The organism is Streptomyces inhibens (assembly GCF_003389455.1).
Taxonomy (GTDB): Bacteria; Actinomycetota; Actinomycetes; order Streptomycetales; family Streptomycetaceae; genus Streptomyces; species Streptomyces inhibens.
Window position 1 is genome coordinate 26,446 of the sequence record NZ_QUAC01000185.1, and the last position, 17,848, is coordinate 44,293.

Genomic DNA, 17,848 nt, shown 5'->3' on the forward strand with positions numbered 1-17,848 from the left:
CCGGACCGTCCCGATCCGGCTGCCGAACCGGTCAAGAGCCGTGCTTAAGTGAGCTCATGGCTGACGAAACCGCACCCTCGCCGTCCACACCGCCCCGGGCTCCCGCCGCGCTGACGGCCGCCCCCGGCTACCAGGTCCGGCGCCTCTACCAGGCGTATCTCGCGGTCTGGATCCGCGCGGTGGACCCGACGCTCACCGGGCCGCAGTTCGCGGTGCTGCAAGCGGTGGACGCGGCGCCGGGGCACGACCAGCGGTCGATGGCGTCGGCGGTGGCCCTGGACACGTCGACGATGGCGGACGTCGCCCGGCGGCTGGAGAAGCGGGGCCTGATCGTGCGCAGGACGGCCGCCGACGACGGCCGCCGCAAGCTGCTCTATCTGACCGAGGAGGGCGAGCGGACCCTCCACGACGCGAACAGCCGCGCCCGCCGGCTCGACGAACGGCTCCTGGAGCCGTTCGGAGCCGAGGGGCGCGAAGAGATCGTGCATCTGCTCACGTCCCTCGCCGACCACTGGGAGGGACTGACCGAGGACGCGTAGCCCGTCCGCCGCGGCGGACCACGGGTCCTGGGTCGTCAACGACCGTACGTACACCGGACATCCGGAGGATCCCGTGACCGACCACCACATCGGCATGATCGTGCCCAGCTCGAACCTGACCATGGAGACGGAGCTGCCGCGCATGCTGCGCGAGCGCGAGGCCGTCCTCCCCGAGGACCGGTTCGTCTTCCACAGCAGCCGGATGCGTATGCAGCATGTGACGCCCGAGCAGCTGCGCGCCATGAACGCGCAGACCGAGCGCGCGGCCCTGGAACTCGCCGACGCGCGGCCCGACGTGGTCGCCACGGCCTGCCTTGTGGCGATCATGGCCCAGGGCCCGGGGCACCACTGCACCGCCGAGGCCGAGATCACCGGCGTGCTCCGTTCCCAGGGCGCGCAGGCGCCGGTGGTCTCCAGCGCCGGGGCCCTGCTCGACGGCATCAAGGCCCTGGGGGCCGGGCGGGTCGCGATCATCACGCCGTACATGAAGCCGCTCACGCGCCTGGTCGCGGACTACATCGAGGACGCGGGCATCGAGGTCGTGGACGCGCTGAGCCTGGAGGTCCCGGACAATCTGGCGGTCGCCCGCCTCGACCCCGCGGATCTGCGCGACCACTGGCGGCGACTGGACCTGTCACGGGCCGACGCGCTCGTCCTGTCCGCGTGCGTCCAGATGCCGTCACTGCCGTCGCTCCAACCGGTGGAGGACGCGGCGGGCCTGCCGGTACTCTCGGCGGCCGCCGCCACGGCGTACCGCATCCTCACCGAACTGGACCTGCCCACGTTCGTCCCGGGCGCGGGCAGCCTGCTGAGCGGCGGTGTGCCCTGCCCCGCCGCGGCCTGAGCCGCTGCGGGACATCCTGGCATGCGCCGCTACTACTGACACACCAACCCCAGGTGCCCTGATGCCCTGATGACAAGGACCGGCGCAGAGGCCGAGGGCCGACCCGCTACCAGGCAGGCGACCCTCGGCATACGTCTCTTCGCGTTCTGTCAGGCACGCCGTGCACCGCGCCCGCACCGCCCGCTCGGCCTACGGCACCAGGTCCGACGTTCCCCGCTGGTGCGGAATCGCGACCTCGTCGGACTGCTGCAGTGCCACGGTCCGCGTCGGGGCGGGAATCCTGATGCCCTCGGCCCGGTACCGCTGGTGCAGGCGCTTGATGAACTCGTGCTTGATCCGGTACTGGTCACTGAATTCGCCGACGCCGAGGATCACCGTGAAGCTGATCCTGGAGTCTCCGAACGTGTGGAAGCGGACGGCCGGTTCATGGTCGGGGAGAGCACCGCTGACGTCGGTCATCACGCTCTTGACGACCTCGGTGGTGACCCGCTCGACGTGTTCGAGATCGCTGTCGTAGCCGACCCCCACCTGCACCAGGATCGACAACTGCTGTTCCGGCCGGGTGAAGTTGGTCATGTTGGTGCCGGCCAGCTGGGCGTTGGGGATGATCACCAGGTTGTTGGAGAGCTGGCGCACCACGGTGTTTCGCCAGTTGATGTCGACGACATAGCCCTCCTCGCCACTGCTGAGCCGGATGTAGTCACCGGGCTGCACCGTCTTCGAGGCGAGGACGTGCACACCAGCGAAGAGGTTGGCGAGGGTGTCCTGCAGCGCCAGGGCTACCGCGAGGCCACCCACACCCAGCGCGGTGAGCAGCGGGGCTATGGAGATGCCCAGGGTCTGCAACACGACGAGAAAGCCCATCGCCAGCACCACGATGCGCGTGATGTTGGCAAAGATGGTGGCCGATCCCGCCACCCCGGATCTGGACTGTGCCAGGGACTTCACCAGTCCGGTGATCACCCGGGCCGCGGTGAGCGTGCCGACCAGGATGAGCAGCACGGTCAGCGTCCGGTTGACGTTGCGTCCGACCGTCGGCGTCAGCGGCAGCGCCGCGGTGGCCGCCGCCAGCCCGGCGCATATCGCCGCCCAGGGCACCACGGACCGCAGCGCATCCACGATGACGTCGTCCCCGCTCCACCGCGTCCGGTGCGCGTGCTTGGCCAGCCACCGCAGGGCCGCGCGCAAGAACAGGCCGGCCACGATACCGGCGGCCAGCGCGGCCCCCGCGACGATCAAGTCATGCAGTGTGAGGGCACGGTTCACCGGCCGGCTCCCACTGCCCGGAGGAACAGCTCTTCCGAGCACCGGATGTAATGTTTCGTCACCTTGACACCTGCTTGTCTCTAGGACTGTGAATGCACCGAGACGTCCGCGGACGCCCCGACACAAGCTGCCATCCTGCCGCACGCGGCGCGGCACGCAGCGGGTACCCCAGGAGGGAACCTCTGCCAGCTCGTTGGTGGGGGTGAGGCACTCGCTTCCCGGGGCGTCGGCACACCTGAGACCACCCCTGAAAGCTCATCGGCCAGCGGCGGCATGGTGGCCCAGAGCTCACCGCAGTCACCGAACGTGAGCGCTGACCGCGGAAGCACGACGGACGGCCGACGCGGGCCAGATGCCCAGGCAAGCACCTTGCTTGCGTCGCCTCGCCCTCCCTCTGGAGATCCCCGTGACGACCTTTGTCACCGTTGCCACCTGCTACGCCTGCACTCACATCGCCACCGCCCTGCGCCGCGCGAGCCATACCGACCTGAGCCTGACCCGCGACACCAGCAGCCCTCGCGCCCGCGCCCCGGCCGCCGCCGGCATCCGGCCCGTAGCCGGCGACATCACCGACCCCGACACCTACCGGCACCATGTGGAAGACGCCGACACGGTGGTGCACACCGTGCTGGACATGAACTACCCCGTCGGCACCGACACGAAGCTGTTCGCCAAGCTGCGTGCCGCCCAGGACCGCACCGGCCGCACCCGCCACCTCATCTACACCACCGGGGTGTCCAGTTACGGCCGCACCGGCATATCGCTGCTGGACGAGGAGCCCCCGGGACAATCCCGACAGCCCGCAGCACCATCGCCGCAACCATCGCCCATCTCACCGGCGACGGCCGACTCCCTATCACCGACACCACCCTCACGATCAACGACGGCGGCCTGAATTCCTGAACCGGCGGGCCACGCCTGAGGGGTCCACAGCATCCCCTGCCTGCGGCCCTGCGGTCAGGGTCAGGCGGGCGCCGGGAGGTCGCGGATCATGTCCGCCGCCTTCTCAGCGATCATGATCGTGGGAGCGTTGGTGTTGCCCCGCACCACGGTGGGCATCACAGACGCGTCCACCACCCGCAGGCCGCTCACACCGTGCACCCTGAGCCGGGAGTCGACCACCGGACCGATGGAGCAGGTGCCCGCCGGGTGGTAGAGGGTCTGCAGCTCGCGCCGGGCGAAGTCCAGCAGGCCGGCGTCCGTCAGGGAGTCGGGGACGCGGAAGTCGGCCCTGCGGTGCTTGCGCAGGCTCGGCTGGTCGGCGATGTCCAGCAGGATCCTTACGGCCCTGACCATCGTGGCGCGGTCCTCCTCGGTGGTCAGGTAGTTGTGCAGGATGTGCGGCTTTGCGCTGGGGATCGCGGACCGCAAGGAGACCTTGCCTCGGCTGGTGGGGGTGAGCAGGACCGCGCCGAACATGAAGGCGTGGTCGAAGACGGGGCTGATGCCCTCCTCGTGGAACATCACCGGGGTGGCGTGCACCTGAATGTCAGGGGCGTCGAGGTCTTCGCGGGTTCGGTGGAATCCCCCGGCCTCACCCACGTTGGAGGTGAGCGGGCCGCGGCCCTCGTCCTCCAGCATGCGCACGTTGTCCGGTGTCTCGGCGGTCAGCAGCGATTCGGTGTCGGTCAGATAGGAGAGGCCGACGTGCGCGTGGTCCTGCAGGTTCTCCCCCACCGGGAGGTCCACCCGGGCGTCGATGCCACGGGCCACCAGTTCATCGGCGGCGCCGATGCCGGAAAGCATGAGCAGTTGCGGGGAGTTGTAGGCACCTGCCGACAGCACCACTTCCCGTTCCGCGTGCCGTCGCAGCAGTTCACCGCCCCGCTCCAGCTCGACACCGGTCGCGCGATCACCGTCGAACAGCACGCGGGTGCACTGCGTTCCGGTGAGCACTTCGAGGTTCGGCCGGGCGAGGGCCGGTCGCAGATACGCGACGGCCGTGCTGCAGCGCAGACCGTCTCGCTGGGTGAGGTGGTAGTAGCCGACGCCGTCCTGTTCGGGCCCGTTGAAGTCGGCGGTGTAGGGGTGGCCGGCCTCTTGTGCTGCAGCCACGTAGGCAGCCATCAGCGGATGCCGGGAACGGCCCTCGCTGACCGTGAGCGGCCCGCCGCCGGCGTGCCACGGGGACGTGCGCCCCTGGAAGTCCTCGGCGCGCAGGAAGTACGGGAGGACGTCGTCCCAGCTCCACCGCTCGGCGCCGGCAGCGGCCCAGGCGTCGTAGTCGCGTCGGTTGCCCCGGATGTAGATCATGGCGTTCATCGACGACGATCCCCCGAGCATTCGGCCCCGGGGCAGGAACCGGCGCCGGCCGTCGAGGCCCGGCTCGCAGTCGCTGAGGTAGCTCCAGTCGTACTTCGTCTGGAACAGCTTGCTGAAGGCGGCCGGTACGTGGATCTCCTGGGCGTCGTCCACCGGCCCGGCCTCGACGAGCAGAACGCGGATGTCCGCGTCCTCGGTGAGCCGGGCTGCCAGAACGCATCCCGCCGACCCGGCACCCACGATGATGTAGTCGTACACCCATCCCCCTCACCCAGCACCCTGCGGACCTCTCCACCCAAGCCGTATCGGCACGTCCGCTCACACCGTGAAACCAGCCATTGTCGATCGTTCCGCCGACGGCCCGTGCGGCTCCGTCCTCGGGGCGGGCACCGTACTTTCCGACCGCCGCCCTCGCCCCCGCCATGGCCGAAACGGGCGGCGGAGCGATCAACAACCTCGGTTCGCGAATCGCTCGGCTGGGCATCCCTGTCGCGGCCCTCTACAGCTCCAGCAAGGGAGCGGCGGAGACGCTGACCCGGGCCTGGGCCTGGGCCGCCGGGTTCGGGCCGTCCGGCGTACGCGCCAACGCGATCTCCCCGGGCGTGGTGCGTGCGCCTGCGCCCGACGAGACCGAGGCGCGCACCCCGGCGACGTCATGATGAAGGGAACCCCGGCCGGCCGCGTCGGCAGCCTGGAGGCCATCGCGAACGCGGCGGTGTACCCGGCGGGCGACGAGTCCGCGTTCGTACAGCCGCCGCATCCTCCGCAACCGCCGCAACTGCTGCCTCCGCAGCCGGAGGAGGCGTTCCAGGACGTCAGCACGAACGAGACGACGACCAGGGCGGCGAGGATCCAGCTCCCCGCGACCGGGGCGAAGGCCGTCGGGACACGGCTTTCCGCCGGCGCTCGGCGTCGGGAACGGTCCAGGTCGCGACGCCACCATCAGGTATCGCCGCCGCGGGCAGGTACTTGACGTAGTCAAGTCACGGCGCCGGCCTGCGGAAACGCGGGTCGGTGCCTGTGCCGCTCGCGAGAAGCCGATGCCCAGGACGGCGACCCTCAAGTGGCCCACGCCAGTCGACCTTCCCTTTCAGCGGACCGTCCCTTCAGTGGACCGTCACCTTCAGCGGACCGTCACCTTCATGATGCGGCCGGAGGCTTCGACGACGAACAGCTCACGCCGCGGATCGTGGTCGCCGAAGCCGCGGGGTACGCGGACGCTGGAGGGCATACGCAGACCGGTCGCCAGGACACAGGATCCGCCGGTCTTCGGGTCCACCCGGATGAGTTCGCCATCGCGGAAGCTGGCGACCACCAGGTCGCCACCGAAGGAGGTGAGGTCGTCAAGGACCTTGGCATCCCAGGGGTTTGGGCTGAGTTCGGTGACCGTGGTGTGGCGGGCCGGGTCGTTCAGGGGGATGCGTACGACGGGTGACGCGGTGCTGGTGATGACACTCGCGTACAGCTGGTCGCCGACGATCTCCAGGCCGTTGGTGCCGAAGACGGAAGCGGCCCGCGTCCACTGCTCGTCCTTTGTACCGTCCGGGCGGATCTTGAGGATGCCGGTGGCCAGCTCGCGGCTGACGTAGAAGTTGCCGGCGGCGTCGATGGCAAGGCCGTTGATGCCGGATATCCCGTCGACGACCTTCTCGGGTTCCGGATGGGCGGCGGTCGGGTCGAAACGAACGATGCCGCCGCCTAATCCCGAAGTCAGCGGATTCACACCGAAGTTGACGTACATGAATCCGTCCGGTCCGCGTCGGATACCGCCGGGACCGTTCACCGGGAAGCTGGTCTTGAGCGTGCCGTCGGGGGCATAGCCCTCTACCCGGTGCTTGGCAATATGCGCGACCCAGAGGGTGCCGTGCCCGTCGAATTCCAGGTTTTCGCGCCAGTCCAGGAGCGGTACGCCCCCTTCGCGGAACACCTCCACACTCACACGCTGCGTGCACGGCTTCAGGGCCGTGCGCGCCGAGGCCCGCGCCTCGGTTGCCGCCACCGGCGTCTGCGTACCGGCGACCAACAGCGCTGACATCAGACCTGCCGCCGCGGCCGTACCAAACCCACGTATCGTCATCCCGCTACCTCCCATTGACCAGAAATTCGTTTATCCCTGGAGAGCTGAGCCGTCCGGCATTCTCTCGTCAGAGTGCTGTGGCTTGAGCGTTCAGGTTCACATCCAGGTGGCGATTGGCTTGTCTTTATCGTCCGGCGTCCACTCGACGGCGGTTGGCGCGCCCGTACCGTTGTCGGCGAGGAAGATGACGCAGCCCTCGATGCTCCGCCCCTTCGTCGCCTTCTTGAATTCCGCACTATCGGCGGTCGTGCACCTGCCGAACCCCCGGGTGGCCGGCTTCAACGAATCGCTGAAGTCGAGAGACGGCAGCACGTTGCGGCGGCGGTTGAGGCGGCGGGCTCCGCCACGCTCGTTCTACTGCCCGGCGCCGGCAAGCCGAGAACGAGAAGGGCAGCGCAGCGAAGGAGAGCGCAGCGGAACAGCCCCGGCCCAGTGTGCATGACGGAACGCCCAAGTTGAAGCAACTTTCTAGAATGATCTTCTAGATATGCTCTAGAGTGCCGGCCATGAAGGACGTCACTACGGCGGTAGTCACCGGCGGCAACCGCGGCATCGGGTACGCGGTGGCCGCCGAACTCGTCCGGCGGAACTACCATGTTGTGCTGGTCACACGGGATCGGGAGCGGGGCGAACGGGCGGCTGCGGCGCTGGGCGGATCGGCCGACCTGGTGGTCGGCGATCTGTCCGTGCTGTCCGAGGTGCGATCGGTGGCGGACGGGCTGCTACGGCAGTGCGGGCACATCGACGTACTGGTGCACAACGCGGGAATCTGGCCGTCCCGGTTGGTGCACACACCGGACGGGTTGGAGCGGGCCTTCGTCGTAAATCATCTGGCGCCGTTTCTCCTCAATCACCTGCTGGAGGAGCGACTGCTGGCGAACCGGACCCGGGTGGTCCAAGTCAGTGCCGGCCTGTACATCAAGGGGCGGCTCGATCTGAACCGGACTCCCGTCGGAGCCGACTTCCACCAGATGCGCACCTACTGCACCACCAAACTCGCCAACCTCCTCATGGTCCCGCTCTTCGCCAGACGTTGGCAGGGAGCGGGCGTGCATATCGACGCGGTACACCCGGGCGTGATCAGGACCGACCTCGGAGACCCCGGCGGGGTGCGGGGCCTGCTGCTCAAGGCGGTGAAGCGCTCCTGGGCCGCACCAGGGCAAGGCGCCGCCCCCGTGGTCCGGCTCGCTCTCTCATCCGGTGGCCCGTCCGGCCGATACTTCGACGTCGACCAGCAGGTACCCCTTGAGCCCATCGCGGCCGATCCGGCCATGGCGGAGCGGGTGTGGGACCAGGCGATGACGCTGACGGGACTCAGTGGTGTCGCCTAAGCGGCAGCCGAGGAAGGCCACCCCGCCGCCCAGAGCGCGATGACAAGGGAGCGCGCGGCGGCAAGCGAGGACACGGCGGCACCGCAGGACGCGACGACGACAACCGAGAGCGCGACGGCAACCGAGAGCGCGACGGCAACGGAGGACGCGACGACAACGGAGGACGCGACGACAACGGAGGACGCGACGACAACCGGTCGGGTCAATCGCATCAATCGGATCAACCCAAGGGGTCTCTCCCTCTCTCCGCATCCAGGGGCTCGACATCGGAGCCGCCTACGCCTTCGGCCGGCCGCTCACCCTCACCGGCGTCAGGCGCTTCCTCGACAGCTCCACGGTTCAGAGCATGCGCTGGCTACTCCTCCCCCGGGATCGCGCCCCTGGCCATCCGCCCACCCAGTCGGTACGCCCGCTCCGCGAAAGAGCACATGCCTACCTCGCCCGCAAACGCCGTCCGGACGAGCGGCCCTAGCTACTCCGGTCGCAGGGACCGCCAGATCCGGTCGGGCAGGATCCGCGCGGCCTGGGCGAGATCGACGTCGTACGTGCTGGACAGCCAACGGCGCGCGGTCTCGGCAACCGGTCCGATGACCAGCGCCTCGATCAGGGGCTCAGGGGTGGGCGCGATCTCGCCGGCTTCGATCCGCGGCCGCATCCACTCCACAACGCCGCCCAGCATGACCGCCTTGGCCGCGCGAATCTGGTCGGCGTGGGCCGCGAGATAGCCGGAGTAGGCGGAGGCATGGATGAACAGAGCGGCGTCCGGGTGCTCTTCGGTGAAGCGCAGATAGGCCCCGACGAGTGCGCGGACGCCGGTGTGGGCGGTACGAGTACGGGTCAGGGCAGCGGTCAGCTCGTCGAAAAGCTGCCCCATGCACCTGGTGTACAGAGCGGCCGCGAGACCGTCGAAGCTGCCGAAGTGGTGATAGAGACTGCCGAGGCTGACGCCACTGGCCGCGGTGACCGCGTTCACCGTGAACCCCTGCTGGCCCGATGAGGCATACACCTGGAGCGCGGCGGTCAGGAGGCGGTCGACGGTGGCCTCGCCGCGCTGCTGTTTAGGAGACATGGTGCGGTCCCGTCGACGTCATGTAGACACCCTAATGCAATCAGAACTAGAAGGAATCATTAGAAAGACGTTCAACAATGCCCGGCTGATGAGCCATGCGTGACGTATACATCCTTCCGCGACGGCGAACTCATCCCTGAGTCGACCCGGCGGCCGGCCGGTCCTGCATTCTGGCCGGCAGTAGCAACGATTCAGCCGACGCCAGCTACCTGCACCGCGCATTGATCAATCAGCAGAACGCCCCGGCCTCCGGCAGTGAACGGTCCTCCCCGCACGGGCAGGCCGGGAGACCGTGGCCTCGGTCCCACAGTGCCCGTGCAGGACGCCGGGCGCTGGCGTCGATGATGCCCGCAGGTCCCACACGGCCACGTCTCAGGATCGTCCACGCCCTCGGGCCTGGGGCCAGGACCTCGCGCACGTAGACGTAGCCGGGGCACGGCGACGTACCTGGCCACCGCGCGGCCGCGTCAGCCAACAGAAACATGCGGCTGGTCGAGATCCGCACCGGCTCAGCCATCCGCCCGGCAGGCTCCCCCGCGCACGGGCCCGTCTCGACGGGACCCGCGCGTGAGGTGGTCCCACTTAAGTGAGTCAGGCCCGGCCGTGGCGGGGGCCAGCGCGTTGGCGCTGTCGACCGGACCGGTGTCTGCGTTCAGACGTCCGGCGATCGCGGGTTCCCCTTCGAAGGGTGACGGGAGGCCGGAACCCCGAGGCGCACCCAGTGCGGCCCGGGTGGTGACGGCGAGATCAGGGGTACGGCATAGAACAGCTGGCCCAGTCCGAAGCTGCGGCGAACCGTCGAGCGCCCGCTCATGATCGAGGCGCGCAGTTCGAAGGGCCTTGGGACTTAGGACTTGGGGCTTGGGGCTTGGGGCTTGGGGCTTGGGGCTTGGGGCTTGGGGCTTGGGCGTCGACGTACACGAACAGTGCGTCCTATCCGTCAGGCCGGGCCGGAGGCATCCTGGCGGACTCGTGCCGCTTCGTCCGCCTGGCCCACGTCAACCAGCAGCTCGCTGAGGCGCCCCAACGCGGCCTGCTGTTCGACCTGGAACCGGCCCGGCCGCGCCCGAGTGAGCTGACGCCGATGATCGGCGGCCGCCCAGGCTTACGCAAGCGCCTCTCCCGCCCCGCCCCTCTGTGGCCAACTCCTCACGGGTACGGTCGAGTTGTCGGGCCCGACGCAAGAAGGTCTGCGAGTGCCTTCGACTGGCGCCGAGGCGGCGGCCTCCTGCCTGGCGACCCTCCTCCTACGGGCCGCAACGCTGAGCGAGCCCACGAGAGCGATCAGCCCACCCGCGATGGCAGTGGAATATTTTTCTTTTTGCGCGGCCTGCCTCACCACGGGCGCACTCACCCACAACGAATGCTGCGTGAGCGACACCCCCAGCCCTGTCGTGGACGCGCAAAACCCTGGCATGACAGGAGAGATGGCATCTCACAACAACCAACTCAAGGAGCACGTGGCGCTCCACCGGCCCCAACGCCCGGCCTCCGCCTCGGGCCTACGGCTTGCTCGTGTGGTGTGGGCAGCCATCGAACGCACTGCCCTGACTGCGTTGGAGCCCGCACTCTTCAGGGCTTCAGCGACCGTGATGTCAGAAGGTGAGCGTCTGCCCCTCACGCTGGGCCTGCTGTTCGGTGTAGGCGACGCCGTGGACCTTGAGTCCGGCTGGATCGAGCAGGGTGATCGATCCACCATGGTTGCCGAGATTGAATCCGTCGTGAACCGGGACGACGATGGTGGTACCCGGTTCAAGGCTCCCGGCGGGCAGTGCCAGCAAGTGTTGCTGCTGGTCGGAGAGGTGCCACCCGTTCAGGTCGACCGGGGCGGCAGAGGTGTTGACCAGAGTGACGGTTTCGGCCTCGGGTGCCGGGCCGACGGGGTTGACCAACGCGGCGAGGATGCGAAGGGTTGCCTCGTCGCCGGCGGGCGGAGGAGGCGCGGCTGCAATGGTGTGGCCCGTGGTGTCGTCGGTGTGCCATGCCTGCGATTGAAACGCCAGGAAGATGGCGATCCACCGGGATTCGGCGGGGAAGTGCAGGAGCAGGCCGCCGTCCTGCCACACCCCGTCGTCGTCGCGGAACCGCCCGGTATTGCCCTGGTTCATGTGGACGTCATGGATGCCGTCGCTCGGGCGGAAGCGGAACACTTTGTCGACGGGGGCCGGTTCGCCGAACCGCTGCCCGAAGACATAGACGGATGCCGTCCGATCGGCGATGGCCCGCTCCACGGAGTGGTCGAGAAGGTCGGCCAGGTCGTTGTCCACGCCGGGCAGTTCAGGTGGCAGTGTCCGCATCTGCGACGGATCGAAAAGGTTGCCGCGAATGAAGTCAAGGCTGGCTGTGCCCGCGCGTGATGGCAATGACGTCCAACCACTGCCGGCCGGCGGGAGCAGTTGGGTCATCGGGTGCCGGAAGTCGTCAAGAGCTATGTACAGGAGCTCGGACGGGGACTGCTGGGAAAGAACGTTGATTGCGGCGCGATAGGAGGTGCCGTCGTTGTCGGTGAGGTGGACCTGGTAGTGGGGCGAATCGTCGCCACCTTCACGCCGTCGTTCGACCGCCCTGCACGCCAATACACCATACTGATTCAGCGGCATGTGTCCGTCCTCCCAATTACTGTCCAGTTACCTTGGTTAGTCGTTAACCGTGAATTAGAGATAATGCAGGACCAGCCTGGCGCGATCGTGCATCGTTGCCGTCGCCGCCGTGCAGGGTGCGGCGATCGACGAACGCACCTTGCTGCCGCGGGGCGAGGCCTGACTGAGCCGACTCTGGTAGAACAGTCAGGCTGGGCAGTCCCTTTGGTCAATATCAGCTGTGAGGAGCTTGCCAGCTGCGGCGAGTGCGGGCGATTCGTCGTTACCTTCGACGAGCGTCATGAATGAGTAGGAGTGAGTGATCGAGTTCCTGAGCGTCGAAGAACCGAAGCGTGTCGATGTCTTCGACCTCCAGAACGGCGAGCACATCGAGATTCATTCGGCGGATCCGCGCGGCGATCACCTTCTGGTCCTGGGGTCCTTTCCCTTCACCAGCATGCCCTTATAGGTGCGCAGACGCATCTGCTCGGGGGTGTCGAGCAGATGGCTGGCGGGCAGCTCACCGTAGGGCCCTGCTGGATGGACGTCACCAACCCGATGTCGTCCACCGGCATGGTGGCTGCCAGGTACTGACGCCCCTCGGAGACGTGCAGCACAACCGCCACCTGCATCTGCATCTGCATCTGCATCTGCATCTGCACATCGCAGCCGGCGACGGGGCGGCCCGGTTCATTCCCCGCAGGTGACCCCGAACCGGGCACGGTGCTGTGTTGTGCTGCGGGTGTCAGGCAGTTTCGGGAGGCGGGGTGCGGCCGAGCGTCCGGACGGGTCCCTCTTGCCGGTTGGCGTCCGGTGAGTGTGCTCCGCCCGGAGCCGAGGCGACGCACACAAAGGCTGCGTCGGCTTCAGCGGGTCCGTTCACGAATCGCCGGTCGGGGCGGGCGGATGTGGTCGCTCACCGCCCGCGGGCCGGGCGGCGTCCAGGAGGCCGACGAACATGGTGCGGTGCAATTGCGCGACGTGGCGCCGGGCGATGTCGACCGCACCCGTCGGGTCGCCGCGGCGTACGGCGTCCACCAGTGCGTGGTGCTCGCAGTTGGACTGCCGGAGGGTGTCCAGGGGGTAGGGCAGGTAGTAGCGGTAGAGGTCCTCCAGTACGGCGCTGTACGGCGCGGCGGCGAAGGTGACGCCGGTGGCATCGGCCACCGCGAGGTGGAAGCGTTCGTCGTAGCTGCGGAATTCGGTCCAGCTCTGCGCTCCGTCCATGCCCGCGACCAGCCCGTCGAGGAGGTCGAGGGCCGCTTCGTCGGCGTTGAGGGCCGCCAGGTGGGCGATGCCGCATTCGAGGACGAGCCGGTGATCGATCAGGCGATGGACCTCGGCGGCTGCCGCACGGTAGGCCGCGGCCTCGGCCACCGCGCCTTTCACGGGGCGCTCGGCCACCAACGTGCCGCCGGTCCGGCCGCGCCGACGCTCCAGTACGCCGTCGTTGCGCAAGGAGGCGAGTGCGCGACGGACGGTTATGTCGCCGACGCCGAGCGCTGCGGCGATCTCATCGGTGGGCGGCAGGCGCTCGCCGGGGGCCAGCAGGCCGAGTTCGACGGCCAGGGCGATGCGGGCGCGCACCGTGCCCAGGGCGGAGAGGCGTTGAATGCCACCCAGTGGCGGGGCATTCAGACCCCGCGCCGCGGTTTCGGGCTCCGTGGCGTCCGGAAGGTGTCCAGGCATGGCCCACTCCAACAAACATCTCATTATGAGCTCTTTGAGAATAGCTCATTTCGCTCTAATTTCATGCGGGTCGTGCTGTTCCCCGCGGTCCGAGATCGTGCCGAGCAGCTTTCCCGGCTCACCGGCGACCTGGGTATCTGGCTGGCACCAGGGAGCGTGCGTGTACGGGAGCCCGGCGGCGAACTGTTCAACACCGCGATGGCCTTCTCGCCCGAGGGACGGCTGGCCGCCTCCTACCGCAAGATCTTCCCCTGGCGGCCCCACGAGCCCGCAACGGTCGCGTGGGCTTCTCGATCTGCTACGACACGTGGTTCCCCGAAGTCGCGCGCCACCTTGCATGGATGGGCGGGGATGTGATCATCAATCCCGCCCTGACCACCACGACCGACCGCGCGCAGGAGCTGGTGCTCGCCCGCGCCATCGCCATCGCCATCGTCAACCAGGTGTTCGGTCCAGGCAATTCGCCATGTCCTGTCAGACGACCGTGATCGGACAACCGTCATCGGGAAGCCGTCATCGGACAGCCGTGACCGGACACTCAGGTCGTGGTCTTCACCGGCTCCGCCTCCGCGGGCCCTGTCTTCGTGTGCTCGTTGAGGCGCTTGCCGAGCAGGACGAACAGCAGGATGAGCCCGACCGTGAGGACGATATGGCCCAGGCCGGCGATCCACGACACGGCCTCGGGGACATGGTTGCCGAGCACGGTCTCGGTGCCGCGGATGAGCATCGTGAGGACGGTGATCGCGATGCCCGCGTTGTAGAACCAGAAGAAGTACGTGAACTGCTTCGACTCGGACAGTTGGAACTGCTTGTCGAGGGCGAGGACGATGAGGAAGCCCAGCATGCCCAGCGCGAGCAAGTGGGTGTGGACGACCGACAGTTGAGTGTCGCCCTCAAAATCGTTGATCTTGGTGATCTCCCGGTAGTACAGCCCGGAGATCAGCCCGAGGATCATGTAGACGTGTGCCGCATAGTAGGACTTCCGCATCCCCGCGCCCTCTTCCGGATGGTCAACTACCGTACTGACGGGGGATATTGAAGCACTGCGGGCAGGGTCCGTCCCCAGATTTCGGAGATCGTTCAAGACCGGCAACCCTCGGCTGCCCCTGCAGCGCCCTGGGGCGCGCTGTGGCGTTCAAGGCTCGTCGTGAAGCCGGCGCCCCGCACCGACCCGCAGATCATTTACGGGACAGCACTGGGAGACTCCGACCCGTCCGCACCTGCCGCTCCCCCGGCCGCGTCGACCGCGCGTCCGGCCGCGTCGCCTGCACGACCGGCCACGTCGGCTGCACGACCGGCCGACTAGGGCCCACCGACCGATGAAAGCGGAACAAAGCAGGCGTACGCTGGCGAAAACGCCGTATTGCACCGCGAGTGAGCGATGGAGGCGGCGCATGACCGACCCTTACGGCTTCCTCAAGATCCCCCGTCGGCCCGTACCGCCGCGCCCCGTCGAAGAACGGCTCAACGACTGGAACGAGGTCTACGCGGGACAGGCGCTGCTTCCGCTCGTGTCGGAGCAGGCGGGCCGCTGCATGGACTGCGGCATACCGTTCTGCCACAGCGGCTGCCCGCTGGGAAATCTCATCCCCGAGTGGAACGCGTACGCCACGCGGGGCAACTGGCGAGCCGCGGCCGAGCGGCTGCACGCGACGAACAACTTCCCCGAGTTCACCGGACGGCTGTGCCCGGCGCCGTGCGAGGACGCCTGCGTGCTGGCCCTCAATGCCGATCCGGTGACGATCAAGAACGTCGAGCAGGCCATCGCCGACCAGATATGGGAGCGCGGGTACGCGCCCCCGCATCCGCCGGAGCGGCTCAGCGGGAAGACCGTCGCCGTCATCGGTTCCGGGCCTGCGGGGCTGGCGGCGGCGCAGCAGCTCACCCGTATCGGTCACACCGTCGCCGTCTACGAGCGCGCCGACCGCATTGGCGGACTGCTGCGCTACGGCATCCCCTCGTTCAAGCTGGAGAAGCAGCAGCTGAACCGCCGCATCGAGCAGATGCGGGCGGAGGGAACCAAGTTCCGCACGGGTGTGGACGTCGGCGGCGATCTTGACGCCACCGAGCTCAGAAGGCGCCACGACGCGGTGGTCATCGCCGTCGGAGCCATGGAGCGACGGGAGCTCCCCGTCCCCGGCCGCGAGCTGCACGGCATCCATCAGGCCATGGACTACCTGACCCTCGCCAACCGGGTCGGGGAGGGCGACTACGCCTCGTCCCCCGTCACCGCCGAGGGCAAGCATGTGGTGATCGTCGGTGGTGGGGACACCGGCTCGGACTGCCTGGGCACCGCCTTGCGCCAGGGCGCGGCCTCCGTGGTGCAGCTCGACATCAACCCGGAGCCGGGTGACGCCCGGCCGGACACCGAGCCCTGGCCCACGTATCCGAAGGTCTACCGGATCTCCCACGCCCATGAAGAGGCCCGGGGCCGGGAGGGCACGGATCCGAGGCTCTTCTCCTCCGCCACCCTCCGTTTCGAAGCCGGCACGGCAGGCCAGGTGCGCGCGCTGTGCCTGACGGAAGTGGAGCCCACGGCCAGAAGGCCGCGGCCGGACACCGAGCGGGTGATCCCGGCGGAGCTGGTCCTGCTCGCCCTCGGCTTCTGCGGCCCGGAACGGGGCAGCGGTCTGATGGAGCAGCTCGGGCTCACCTTGGACGAGCGGGGGAACTTCGCCCGGGATGTCAGCTTCGCGGCCGGAACGGCCGAGCGGGGCGAGCGGGCGGAGCGGGCCGAGCCGGCGGTCCGTGCCAAGACGGACGGGGTCTTCGTGGCGGGTGACGCGGGGCGCGGCCAGTCCCTCGTGGTGTGGGCCATCGCGGAGGGACGGGCCACCGCGGCGGCCACGGACCGCTATCTGACCGGTTCCACCGAGCTCCCGGCGCCCATCACCCCGATGGACCGGCCCCTGGTGGCGTGATGCCACAGGCAGCCGCTGCCGCCGCGGGCACCACCAGCCGCCTCGCGCGCTACCGGCTGCCGAACCCAGCGGCCCGGCTCCATTGGTGGTCCTTGTCGGCGCCGTCCCCGTCTCCCCTTGGAGCGCTGAGTAGCAGATGACCAAGAACCCCGGCGATGTACCGGCTCCCCCGCCGGCCGGCACCGGTAAGGGGCCCGCCGTCTCCCGCCAGGAGTTCGATGCGCTGTTCGCGACGGTCCGTACGTGGGGCCGCTGGGCCCCTGCCGACCGCGGTGCCTGGAACCGGGTGACTCCCGACCATGTACGGCGGGCCGCCGCCCTGGTCCGGTCCGGAACGGTCGTCCCGATGGCGCGCCCCTGGAACACGGTGCCCGGCCCTGACAACAGCAAGCCCGCCCTGCACTACATGTCCGATCTCGGCGATGTCGATCCTGCTGAGCCCTCCACACACAAGGACTTCATCGCCGTCGACTACCACGGCAAGGCCGTCAGCCATCTGGACGCGCTGTCCCACGTCGCCTACCGCGGACAGCTCTACGACGGGCGCATCGCGCGCGAGCTCATCGACGCCGGAGGTGCCCGCTTCGGTGCCGTATCAGCGCTTGGCGCCCTCGTGACCAAAGGCGTACTCCTCGATCTGCCCGCTGTCCTGGGGGGCAAGTGGCTGGAACCCGGACGGGCTGTGCACGCCGAGGACATCGTTGCCGCGGAGAAGGCGCTCGATGTGACGATCGGCGACGGTGACGCGGTGCTGCTGCGGTCCGGCAGCTTCCGCCGTCGCCAGGAGCTGGGCGCCTGGGATCCCGACACGGCGAGCGCCGGCCTCCACGTGGACGCGATGCCTCTACTGGCCGAGCGCGGCATCGCCCTGCTCAGCGGCGACGGCGACAGCGACGTACGGCCCTCGCCGGTCGAGGGGCTGCATTCGCCGGTCCATGCGCTCGCCGTCGCCGCGATGGGAGTGCCGCTCCTGGACAACCTCGACCTCGAAGCGCTCTCCGCCGCCGGCGCCGAGACGGGCCGTTACGAGTTCCTACTCCTGGTAGCTCCCCTGAACATCCCCGGCGGCACGGGCTCGCCCGTCAATCCGGTCGCGGTTCTGTGAGGGCCGAGCCGCATGGCACCGATACCGCCGCCGGCAGTGTCCGGACGGCGTCCGGCAAGCCCGGTAAGGCCAGGTCATCACCGTCGACACAACCTGGCTCCGGAATGCGAGCCCCGCGCTTCTCTTCCCTGTCCGCGCTCAGTACCGTTATATGTGCAAAGCTCTA

General features: G+C 68.6%; 16 protein-coding genes and 1 pseudogene. 9 read left to right on the forward strand and 8 right to left on the reverse strand.

Annotation, left to right across the window (positions count from 1 at the left end; genetic code table 11):
* Nucleotides 1-56: 56 nt before the first annotated feature.
* Together DY245_RS23175 and DY245_RS23180 are read left to right on the forward strand one after the other, a co-directional pair.
* Nucleotides 57-539 carry a MarR family winged helix-turn-helix transcriptional regulator gene (locus tag DY245_RS23175; protein ID WP_128509163.1) on the forward strand — a complete coding sequence of 161 codons (483 nt, stop codon included), beginning with the start codon at nt 57-59 and terminating at the stop codon, nt 537-539.
* Between the two features lie 73 nt (nt 540-612).
* Nucleotides 613-1,383 (forward strand): maleate cis-trans isomerase family protein, encoded by a 771-nt coding sequence (locus DY245_RS23180; RefSeq protein ID WP_128509164.1) that lies wholly within the window; start codon nt 613-615, stop codon nt 1,381-1,383.
* 189 nt (nt 1,384-1,572) lie between these two features.
* Here DY245_RS23180 and DY245_RS23185 read toward each other — a convergent pair whose 3' ends face one another.
* Nucleotides 1,573-2,649 (reverse strand): mechanosensitive ion channel family protein, encoded by a 1,077-nt coding sequence (locus tag DY245_RS23185; protein ID WP_128509165.1) that lies wholly within the window; start codon nt 2,647-2,649, stop codon nt 1,573-1,575.
* 406 nt (nt 2,650-3,055) lie between these two features.
* Between DY245_RS23185 and DY245_RS23190 the strand changes: the two genes are divergently transcribed.
* Nucleotides 3,056-3,544, forward strand: coding sequence for a Rossmann-fold NAD(P)-binding domain-containing protein (locus DY245_RS23190; RefSeq protein ID WP_181923820.1), 489 nt, complete (start codon nt 3,056-3,058; stop codon nt 3,542-3,544).
* 68 nt (nt 3,545-3,612) lie between these two features.
* Here DY245_RS23190 and DY245_RS23195 read toward each other — a convergent pair whose 3' ends face one another.
* The gene (locus DY245_RS23195; protein WP_128509167.1) at nt 3,613-5,169 is read right to left on the reverse strand and encodes a GMC family oxidoreductase; all 1,557 of its coding nucleotides are present in this window, start codon (nt 5,167-5,169) and stop codon (nt 3,613-3,615) included.
* A 125-nt stretch (nt 5,170-5,294) separates the two neighbouring features.
* Here DY245_RS23195 and DY245_RS46635 point away from each other — a divergent pair.
* Nucleotides 5,295-5,659 (forward strand): annotated as a pseudogene (locus DY245_RS46635) (SDR family NAD(P)-dependent oxidoreductase); the annotation flags it as partial.
* 375 nt (nt 5,660-6,034) lie between these two features.
* Here the strand turns inward: DY245_RS46635 and DY245_RS23205 are convergent.
* Nucleotides 6,035-6,988: an SMP-30/gluconolactonase/LRE family protein gene (locus DY245_RS23205; RefSeq protein WP_128509168.1), complete on the reverse strand. Its 954-nt coding sequence runs from the start codon at nt 6,986-6,988 to the stop codon at nt 6,035-6,037.
* A gap of 96 nt (nt 6,989-7,084) precedes the next feature.
* Entirely contained in the window at nt 7,085-7,300 is a 216-nt protein-coding gene (locus DY245_RS23210) for a hypothetical protein (RefSeq protein WP_128509169.1), read from the reverse strand.
* A gap of 194 nt (nt 7,301-7,494) precedes the next feature.
* Between DY245_RS23210 and DY245_RS23215 the strand changes: the two genes are divergently transcribed.
* Nucleotides 7,495-8,319, forward strand: coding sequence for an SDR family NAD(P)-dependent oxidoreductase (locus DY245_RS23215; protein WP_128509170.1), 825 nt, complete (start codon nt 7,495-7,497; stop codon nt 8,317-8,319).
* Between the two features lie 472 nt (nt 8,320-8,791).
* On the opposite strand, the gene DY245_RS23220 is transcribed toward DY245_RS23215, so the two are convergent.
* Together DY245_RS23220 and DY245_RS23230 are read right to left on the reverse strand one after the other, a co-directional pair.
* Nucleotides 8,792-9,388 (reverse strand): TetR/AcrR family transcriptional regulator, encoded by a 597-nt coding sequence (locus tag DY245_RS23220; protein WP_128509171.1) that lies wholly within the window; start codon nt 9,386-9,388, stop codon nt 8,792-8,794.
* A gap of 1,595 nt (nt 9,389-10,983) precedes the next feature.
* Nucleotides 10,984-11,988 carry a DUF2278 family protein gene (locus DY245_RS23230; protein WP_128509172.1) on the reverse strand — a complete coding sequence of 335 codons (1,005 nt, stop codon included), beginning with the start codon at nt 11,986-11,988 and terminating at the stop codon, nt 10,984-10,986.
* A gap of 298 nt (nt 11,989-12,286) precedes the next feature.
* On the opposite strand from DY245_RS23230, the gene DY245_RS44585 reads away from it, so the two are divergent.
* The gene (locus DY245_RS44585) at nt 12,287-12,436 is read left to right on the forward strand and encodes a hypothetical protein (RefSeq protein WP_181923821.1); all 150 of its coding nucleotides are present in this window, start codon (nt 12,287-12,289) and stop codon (nt 12,434-12,436) included.
* A gap of 410 nt (nt 12,437-12,846) precedes the next feature.
* On the opposite strand, the gene DY245_RS23235 is transcribed toward DY245_RS44585, so the two are convergent.
* Nucleotides 12,847-13,656: a FadR/GntR family transcriptional regulator gene (locus tag DY245_RS23235; RefSeq protein WP_244943207.1), complete on the reverse strand. Its 810-nt coding sequence runs from the start codon at nt 13,654-13,656 to the stop codon at nt 12,847-12,849.
* A 281-nt stretch (nt 13,657-13,937) separates the two neighbouring features.
* Between DY245_RS23235 and DY245_RS46640 the strand changes: the two genes are divergently transcribed.
* Nucleotides 13,938-14,144 (forward strand): nitrilase-related carbon-nitrogen hydrolase, encoded by a 207-nt coding sequence (locus tag DY245_RS46640; RefSeq protein ID WP_244943208.1) that lies wholly within the window; start codon nt 13,938-13,940, stop codon nt 14,142-14,144.
* A gap of 50 nt (nt 14,145-14,194) precedes the next feature.
* On the opposite strand, the gene DY245_RS23245 is transcribed toward DY245_RS46640, so the two are convergent.
* Nucleotides 14,195-14,644 carry a DUF2871 domain-containing protein gene (locus tag DY245_RS23245; protein WP_128509174.1) on the reverse strand — a complete coding sequence of 150 codons (450 nt, stop codon included), beginning with the start codon at nt 14,642-14,644 and terminating at the stop codon, nt 14,195-14,197.
* 406 nt (nt 14,645-15,050) lie between these two features.
* Between DY245_RS23245 and DY245_RS23250 the strand changes: the two genes are divergently transcribed.
* Together DY245_RS23250 and DY245_RS23255 are read left to right on the forward strand one after the other, a co-directional pair.
* Nucleotides 15,051-16,577: a glutamate synthase subunit beta gene (locus DY245_RS23250; RefSeq protein WP_128509175.1), complete on the forward strand. Its 1,527-nt coding sequence runs from the start codon at nt 15,051-15,053 to the stop codon at nt 16,575-16,577.
* 136 nt (nt 16,578-16,713) lie between these two features.
* Complete coding sequence (locus tag DY245_RS23255; protein ID WP_128509176.1) at nt 16,714-17,682, forward strand: cyclase family protein; 969 nt, start codon at nt 16,714-16,716, stop codon at nt 17,680-17,682.
* Nucleotides 17,683-17,848 lie beyond the last annotated feature (166 nt).

Bases quoted from the DNA above. Each gene is read 5' to 3' on its own strand.
- DY245_RS23255 (WP_128509176.1), top strand. From the start codon at position 16,714: ATGACCAAGAACCCCGGCGATGTACCGGCTCCCCCGCCGGCCGGCACC.
- DY245_RS23215 (WP_128509170.1), top strand. From the start codon at position 7,495: ATGAAGGACGTCACTACGGCGGTAGTCACCGGCGGCAACCGCGGCATC.
- DY245_RS23245 (WP_128509174.1), bottom strand. From the start codon at position 14,644: ATGCGGAAGTCCTACTATGCGGCACACGTCTACATGATCCTCGGGCTG.
- DY245_RS23230 (WP_128509172.1), bottom strand. From the start codon at position 11,988: ATGCCGCTGAATCAGTATGGTGTATTGGCGTGCAGGGCGGTCGAACGA.
- DY245_RS23250 (WP_128509175.1), top strand. From the start codon at position 15,051: ATGACCGACCCTTACGGCTTCCTCAAGATCCCCCGTCGGCCCGTACCG.
- DY245_RS23205 (WP_128509168.1), bottom strand. From the start codon at position 6,988: ATGACGATACGTGGGTTTGGTACGGCCGCGGCGGCAGGTCTGATGTCA.
- DY245_RS23235 (WP_244943207.1), bottom strand. From the start codon at position 13,656: ATGCCTGGACACCTTCCGGACGCCACGGAGCCCGAAACCGCGGCGCGG.
- DY245_RS23220 (WP_128509171.1), bottom strand. From the start codon at position 9,388: ATGTCTCCTAAACAGCAGCGCGGCGAGGCCACCGTCGACCGCCTCCTG.
- DY245_RS23175 (WP_128509163.1), top strand. From the start codon at position 57: ATGGCTGACGAAACCGCACCCTCGCCGTCCACACCGCCCCGGGCTCCC.